This window comes from bacterium, assembly GCA_018830565.1.
Lineage (GTDB): Bacteria > UBA9089 > JAHJRX01 > JAHJRX01 > JAHJRX01 > JAHJRX01.
The window spans coordinates 1-2,481 of record JAHJRX010000016.1 but is presented as its reverse complement, the minus strand read 5'-3'; the positions used below and the strand labels follow the sequence as shown (position 1 = coordinate 2,481).

The 2,481-nt window shown below is 38.8% G+C and carries 1 protein-coding gene; it reads left to right on the top strand.

Annotated features, from left to right (window positions below; translation table 11 throughout):
- On the top strand, window positions 1-2,481 hold a 2,481-nt coding region (locus KJ849_01110; GenBank protein ID MBU2599172.1), incomplete at both ends, for a hypothetical protein.

The following is a 2,481-nucleotide window of genomic DNA, read 5'->3' as shown; positions in this document are numbered from 1 at the left end:
TATGGAAAGCCATGATTTATTGGCTTACCTCTACGATGAGCTTGCCAAGAATATTCCTGCCAAAGAAGAATTAACTAAACAGCTGTTAGATCAATCAAAAACAGCAGAAAAAGAAGTAAAAAACCGCACTCGCCGTCTCAGGGAGGCAGAAGAGAAATTAGGCAACGCAGAGATAACCCTTGAGAAAATAAACCATGAGAAAGCTTCCTATACAAAAAAAGACCAGCAGGAGGCCAAATACGATAAAGCTCTCAAGAAAGCCAACCAAGAGAGAATTGAACACCAAAAAGCAGTTGATTTAATATCTAAACTACAGGTTGACAATAAAGAAATTGATTTAGCCAAGGCAACAAGGTCAAAAGAATCTTATCAGACTTCTGTTGAAGATAGGTTTAGACATGTCTTTGATTTGTTGGATGAAAAAGCAAAAAAACAGCAGGAAGAAATAATTAAGACGCAGCGAGAGGTTAAGAGAGAAAGTAAAATAATCGTAAGAGGGAGTGAAATTGCCGTTAAGGGAGGAAATCTTAATGAGTATGAAGCAGTAAAGTCAAAACTTAATGAAATATCTCAAGAGAAGAAAAAAATTGAGCTTCCTAAAACAATTGAGATAATTCACCCAGAGGGGGGCAAATTATTCTTAAAAAACAATAACAATGATTATTTAAAACTTAATCAAGAAATCATTTCTGACCCAATTAGTTTAAAATTGTCTCTTCTTTCCGGATTAAATGGGCACAAAGGGCCCATAGAAGAAGCCAAGATTTGGATAAATGAGCTTAAAGCAGCCGATATGAGTTCTATAAAACACCCTCAAATAAAAGATATTGCCGAACAGTTAAATAATGGCCGGCCAGAAAAAGCAATCAAAGATATTACCAAGTTAATCTCTCAGCATCGCCAAGATTCTTCAAAGATAGGATTTTGGGAGAAGAGGAGTTTTGTTAAGGAGCAATTAGCAGATATAGAAAGAGCTAGACAGCCGCAATTGGCAGGAGTTGCCAGCAGCTCCGCCTCCCTTAAAGGAAGTAAAAGTTTTATCGCTGGTTTGCCTATATATTTGCTTAAGAAGCTTGGTTTACATGTTCGTGGTAGAAAGTATCGTGGAGTAACAAGGCTTGGTGCAATACGCTTTAGAAAAGGAACTCTTTTCAGCAACGCGCTAGAATCTCGCTATGTGTTTGGAAATACAGGTATTAATTTCGATTTATCAGTTCCTAGATATAATAACATTGGTTATGGTATTGAAGTTGATACAAAAGTTAAGATGAGATTTGCCGGCACTAGCCGTAGCCCAATCTATAAAGCAAATAAAGAACCTATACCATCAGCGGACGTAACAAGGATATTTAAATTTACAAAAAAACCTTCTGGCAAATCACCCTGGCTGCATTTACCTATGACGACCGTTGATTATGAGGTGATTTACGATCGAGATAAAGGAGTAAATAATATCGCCTCCAGCGCTATTTCAGAAAAAGTGGAAAAAGGGGACGGACACCTTTTAGCTAAAAAGGCACCTAGCTTGGTGGAGCATAAGATACCAGAGCTAATTGAGCCTGGAACCGCAGCGGTGAGGGAAGAACTTGAAAAACAGGCGACGAATGTGAGAATCGAAGAAGATGGGCATGAGGTTTACGAGCTTGACACTGTTCCAGAGGGCTTCGTAGAATTGATAAGAGAAGCCGAACGAGAAGTAGGTATATATGAATTGGAAAACGGTAAAGTTGTTGTAATAATAGGAAATTATGCCGGCATCGGGCATCAGGATAGCATAGAGCATAACATAAAGAGCGGAACACACAATCATCCTAACCACAACAATCGGACAATTCCACTGTCTTCCACCCTTGATGTTATATTCCCTCTAAATATACACAATGCTAAGGTGGGCAAATATAAAGTAGTTACCAAAGAAGGAACTGTGGAGTATGATACTATTGAGGAGAAGATTATACCAAATGAAGAATTTTATGGGCCACTAGGAAATGTAGGGTTGTTAGACGAGATAGCTAGAATCGTTGAGCACAACGGTGGAACAGCCAAAGAGTTTTGGTCAGAAAAAACTAATATTGATCAATACATGGACGATATTACGGAAATTAGAAATGCCGCATTAAAGAAATTGAAGGAACGCGGCATTGAATTTAAATTTACTCCAACCGCAGCCAAGATTGTAAAAAAAGGGGACAGACACCCTTTAGAGACATCCAGCCCGGCAGAATTAGCTGATAGCTCAAAGCTCATAGCTCATAGTCCACAGTTAATAGAATATAAGATGCCATCACTGCCCGGGAAATTTAATCCCAAATATTTTGATCTTAGTTTGTTTAGGGGGGGCGAAACTGTTGATTATGATCGATTAGGTATTTTAAGAAAGGTGTTAGGGGTGTTTGCGGAAGGACCTCTAAGCAGCAAAGCCGCTAATTTTAATGCGAAGCCTGGTGAGCTTTCTTTATTCGGTGCTGTTCCCACTCAAAT